The following is a 4,998-nucleotide window of genomic DNA, read 5'->3' on the forward strand; positions in this document are numbered from 1 at the left end:
GACGGCGAATGACTGCGGGCCCCGTTCAGGGGTGCGTTCGCGAGGTTGCCCGTAGGGACAAGCGATCCTGGGGGTGCGTTTCTTTCGCCGGTTTCTTTGCGCATTCAAAGAAAAAATCGTCGGGAACGATTTTTCGCGCAAGCCCCGAAGGGGTGAGGCGCAGGGATGCGCCGAACAAATCGGCTCGGGCGCGTCACCGATTCAGAGCGAATCCCCAGGCATCGAATCGCGCCCGAAACAAGCTGAGACCGATAGCAAGTACGCCGCTTTCATTCGAGTAAAATAGACGTAAGGAATGTTGATCCAGGTTCGAAGCGAACCTCAAACGCGGAACAATTGTGGAGTCTCGACGGACCTCCGGAATAGGCCTTGGAGTGGACAAGGCCCGCGCATCGACCATGCCAACCAGACGGCAAACGTACAATAGAGGCCGCCAATAACCATCATTGCATTTCTGGTGCGCTAAAATCGTGCGGTTCGTGTTAACCTTGACTGCAACTCCAAACCCTGCCACAGCGGGTTTGTTCCGCGGCTGAGCGGGGCGACTCCCGGCTGCAATCCGGACAACATGCGTTACCAGACAGAAGACCTCCGCATCCAATCCATCCGCGAGGTGAGCACACCGGCCACGGTCAGCGAAGAACTGCCGCTGACCGACGATGCTGCGCGTCTGGTCTACGAAACCCGTCATGCAGTCCATGATGTGCTCACTGGTACCAGCGATCGGCTGGTGGTCATCGCCGGCCCTTGTTCGATCCATGATCCGGTGGCCGCGATCGATTACAGCCAGCGCCTGCTGCGGATGCGCCAGTTGCTGGCCGATGACTTGGTCATCATCATGCGCGTGTATTTCGAGAAACCGCGCACCACGGTTGGCTGGAAGGGTTTGATCAACGATCCTGGCCTGGACGAGAGCTTCCAGATCGACCGCGGCCTGCGCACGGCGCGGCGCCTATTGCTGGATCTGGCCGAGTCCGGCATGCCTGCGGCGACCGAATACCTCGACATCATCAGCCCGCAGTACATCTCGGATCTGGTGAGTTGGGGGGCGATCGGCGCGCGCACCACCGAAAGTCAAGTGCATCGCGAGCTGGCTTCCGGGCTGTCCTGCCCGGTCGGTTTCAAGAACGGCACGGATGGCAGCATCCAGATCGCGATCGATGCGATCCGCTCCGCTTCACAGCCGCATCATTTCCTGTCGCTGACTAAATCTGGGCGCTCGGCCATTTACATCACCGCCGGTAATCCGGACTGCCACGTGATTCTGCGCGGCGGCAATACCGGACCCAACTATGGTGCCGACAGCGTCCAGACCGCTATCGATGGCCTGACCAAGGCAGGGCTGGAGCCGCGCCTGATGGTCGATTGCAGCCATGCCAACAGCCGCAAGCAACCGTCCCGCCAGGTCGAGGTGGCCCGCGACGTGTGTGCGCAGATCGCCGGCGGCAGCGACGCGGTGATGGGGGTGATGCTGGAGAGCCATCTGGTCGAGGGGCGCCAGGACGTGGTGCCCGGCGAACCTCTGACCTACGGGCAGAGTATCACCGATGCCTGTATCGCCTGGGACGACACCGAGACCCTACTGCTCGAGTTGGCGCAGGCGGTGCGCGCCCGCCGTGCGGCGCATGGCCTTCATAAGCAGACCGGCTGAACCGCCGTACCGGCCGCCGCACGCTCCCCCGGGATTCGAACGCAGGCGTCCGGCAGCCGGATCGCCTTCATGACATTCGTTTTCTGGACTTGTAGACATGCCCGAGATTAATCGACTCGATACCCGTGATGAAGGTTTCGCCGCACGCCTGGATGCGCTGCTGGCGTGGGAGAGCGTGGCCGACGAGGGCGTGAACGCTATCGTGCACGAAATCCTGGCCGCGGTGCGCGCGAGCGGCGATGCGGCTTTACTGCAATACACGGCCCGCTTCGATCGGCTGGAACTGGCCAGCGGCGCCGAGCTGGAAATTTCGCAGGCACGACTGCAGCAGGCGTTGGAGAGCGTGCCCGAAGTTCAGCGCGATGCACTGCATACGGCTGCTGCGCGCATCCGCGCCTATGCCGAGCACCAGCGCCTGGAGTCCTGGAGCTATACCGAGGCAGACGGCACCGTGCTTGGGCAGCAGATCAGCCCGTTGGACCGTGTAGGGCTCTACGTGCCGGGGGGCAAGGCGGCGTATCCGTCGTCGGTGCTGATGAACGCGGTGCCGGCCAAGGTTGCCGGCGTGGGCGAGCTTGTCATGGTCGTACCCACGCCCGGCGGCGAGGTCAACGAGCTGGTGTTGGCGGCTGCTGCCGTGGCCGGCGTCGACCGCGTATTCCGTGTTGGCGGCGCGCAGGCGGTGGCGGCGCTGGCCTACGGCACCGGGACCGTCCCCGCGGTGGACAAGATCGTCGGCCCCGGCAACATCTACGTGGCCGCGGCCAAGCGCGAGGTGTTCGGCGTGGTGGGTATCGACATGATTGCCGGGCCCTCGGAGATACTGGTGGTGTGCGACGGACAGACCGATCCGCATTGGATAGCGGTGGACCTGTTCTCCCAGGCCGAACATGACGAGGACGCACAGGCCATTCTGCTGTGTCCGAACGCCGATTACATCGAACGCGTCGCGGCTGCCATGGACGAGTTGCTCGCCGAGATGCCTCGTGCGGACATCATCCGCACCTCGCTGCGCACCCGCGGCGCGCTGATCCGCGTGCGCGACCTGGACGAAGCGGTGACGCTGGCCAATCATATCGCGCCGGAGCATCTCGAACTCTCGGTGGACGAGCCGGAGCGTCTGGCCGAGCGCATCCATCACGCCGGCGCGATGTTCCTCGGCCGCTACACGGCGGAAGCCCTGGGCGACTACTGCGCCGGACCGAACCACGTACTGCCGACGTCGCGTACGGCGCGCTTCGCCTCGCCGCTGGGCGTCTATGACTTCCAGAAGCGGGCCAGCATCATCCAATGCTCGGCGCAGGGTTCGCGTACGCTGGGCGCGACAGCCTCGGTGCTGGCGCGCGGCGAGGGCCTGGTCGCACACGCGTGTTCCGCCGAATATCGGGGCGCGGGCGAATGAGCCGCTTCTGGAGCCCGATGGTCGCCGGTCTGACACCCTATGTTCCGGGCGAGCAGCCCAAGACCGCCGATCTGGTCAAGCTGAACACCAACGAGCATCCCTACGGCCCTTCGCCGCGAGCCGTGGAGGCCATGCGGGCGGAGCTGGGTGATTCGCTCAAGCTGTATCCGGATCCGGAGTCCACGCGGGTGAAGGAGGCCGCCGCGCGTGCCTGCGACGTATGCTCGGAGCAGGTGTTCGTCGGCAATGGCTCTGACGAGGTGCTGGCGCACGCGTTCTTCGCCCTGTTCCAGCATGAGCGTCCGCTGCTGTTTCCCGATATCACCTACAGCTTCTACCCGGTGTATTGTCGACTGTACGGTATCGAACACCTGACCATACCCCTGAGCGACGCGTTCCAGGTGCGCGTCGACGACTATGCCAGGCCCAACGGCGGCATTGTCATCGCCAATCCGAACGCGCCTACCGGGCGTGTGTTGCCGCTGAGCGAGATCGAGCGTCTGTTGCAGCGCAACACCGATTCCGTAGTGCTGGTGGACGAGGCCTATATCGACTTCGGCGGCGACAGCGCGGCCGCTCTGGTCGGCCGCTATCCGAACCTTCTGGTGGTGCGTACGCTGTCCAAGTCCTATGCGCTGGCGGGGCTGCGCGTGGGTTTCGCGCTGGGCGACGAAGCGCTGATCGAGGGGCTCGAGCGGGTCAAGAACAGCTTTAACTCGTATCCGCTCGATCGCGTGGCGATTGCCGGTGCGACGGCGGCGCTCGACGATCATGAATGGTTCGAACGCAGCCGGGCCGCCGTCATCGAACAACGCGAGGCCCTGACCGGCGCACTGGAGGCGCGTGGTTTCGAAGTCCTGCCCTCGAAGGCGAATTTCGTCTTCGCCCGCCATCCGGCCCAGGATGCGTGGACCATCGCCGCGGGCCTGCGGGCCGAGCGGGTCATCGTGCGCCATTTCAAGCTGCCGCGCATCGAGCAGTTCCTGCGCATCAGTGTGGGCACCGAGGAGCAGCATGCCCGCCTGTTCGCCGCGCTGGATAGCGTGCTCGCCGCAAGCGTTGTGGGAGTGAGCTGAGTCATGGTTCGCTTGCAAGAACTCGTGGCTTGGTGTGACGCGTTGCTGCAGCCGGAGCGTTTCCGTGACTACAGCCCCAACGGCTTGCAGGTCGAAGGGCGCGACGAGGTGCGGCTGTTGGTGTCCGGGGTCACCGCGACCCAGGCCTTGCTCGATGCCGCCCTGGAGTTGGAGGCCGACGCGGTGCTTGTGCATCATGGCTATTTCTGGCGCGGCGAGGAATCCAGGGTGACCGGCATGCGCCGCAGGCGTCTGCGCGCCCTGCTGGCCAATGACGTCAGCCTGATCGCCTACCATCTGCCTCTGGATGCGCATCCCGAGGTGGGCAATAACGCACAGCTCGCCGCGCGTCTCGGTCTGCGTGTCGACGCCCCGCTCAATGCCGAGGGTATTGGCAGTCTGGGCCATCTGCCGGAGCCGATGTCGGGTGAGGCCTTTGCGCGTCATCTCGCCGATGTGTTGGGTCGGGAGCCGGTTTGGGTGGATGGAGGTCCGGAAAGGATCGAACGCATCGCCTGGTGCACCGGCGGCGCCCAGGGCTATATCGAACAGGCCGCGGCGGCGGGTGTGGACGCCTATCTCAGTGGTGAAATTTCGGAGCAGACCACGCATGTGGCACACGAGTGCGGCCTGCACTACTTCGCTGCCGGCCATCACGCCACCGAGCGCTACGGCGCTCCCGCCCTGGGCGAGCGCTTGGCCGCCGAGTTCGATCTGCAGCACCGTTTCGTGGATATTGACAATCCAGCCTAGGGACACGCTTATATGGGTTCTCCCTCGTTTGCCAGTTGATCTGCGTTTGGGTAGGTTCGACTGCGCGCTTATATACGGCCTGTTGATGAGCAAAGGTGCTCTGGCCCAGAGGGTCA

General features: G+C 64.3%; 4 protein-coding genes. All 4 read left to right on the top strand.

Annotation, left to right across the window (positions count from 1 at the left end):
- Window positions 1-568 precede the first annotated feature (568 nt).
- Window positions 569-1,651 carry a 3-deoxy-7-phosphoheptulonate synthase gene (locus P8014_RS20160; protein WP_337819129.1) on the top strand — a complete coding sequence of 361 codons (1,083 nt, stop codon included), beginning with the start codon at window positions 569-571 and terminating at the stop codon, window positions 1,649-1,651.
- Between the two features lie 97 nt (window positions 1,652-1,748).
- Window positions 1,749-3,053 (top strand): histidinol dehydrogenase, encoded by a 1,305-nt coding sequence (hisD, locus tag P8014_RS20165; protein ID WP_337819130.1) that lies wholly within the window; start codon window positions 1,749-1,751, stop codon window positions 3,051-3,053.
- The gene (hisC, locus tag P8014_RS20170) at window positions 3,050-4,129 is read left to right on the top strand and encodes a histidinol-phosphate transaminase (protein WP_337819131.1); all 1,080 of its coding nucleotides are present in this window, start codon (window positions 3,050-3,052) and stop codon (window positions 4,127-4,129) included. The genes hisD and hisC overlap by 4 nt, the downstream gene beginning before the upstream one ends.
- 3 nt (window positions 4,130-4,132) lie before the next feature.
- A complete protein-coding gene (locus P8014_RS20175; protein ID WP_337819132.1) occupies window positions 4,133-4,882 on the top strand; it encodes a Nif3-like dinuclear metal center hexameric protein in 750 nt (249 codons plus the stop codon).
- Window positions 4,883-4,998: the final 116 nt, after the last annotated feature.

The organism is Acidihalobacter sp. (assembly GCF_037381185.1).
GTDB lineage: Bacteria > Pseudomonadota > Gammaproteobacteria > DSM-5130 > Acidihalobacteraceae > Acidihalobacter_A.

Bases quoted from the DNA above. Each gene is read 5' to 3' on its own strand.
- P8014_RS20160 (WP_337819129.1), top strand. From the start codon at position 569: ATGCGTTACCAGACAGAAGACCTCCGCATCCAATCCATCCGCGAGGTG.
- P8014_RS20175 (WP_337819132.1), top strand. From the start codon at position 4,133: ATGGTTCGCTTGCAAGAACTCGTGGCTTGGTGTGACGCGTTGCTGCAG.
- hisC (WP_337819131.1), top strand. From the start codon at position 3,050: ATGAGCCGCTTCTGGAGCCCGATGGTCGCCGGTCTGACACCCTATGTT.
- hisD (WP_337819130.1), top strand. From the start codon at position 1,749: ATGCCCGAGATTAATCGACTCGATACCCGTGATGAAGGTTTCGCCGCA.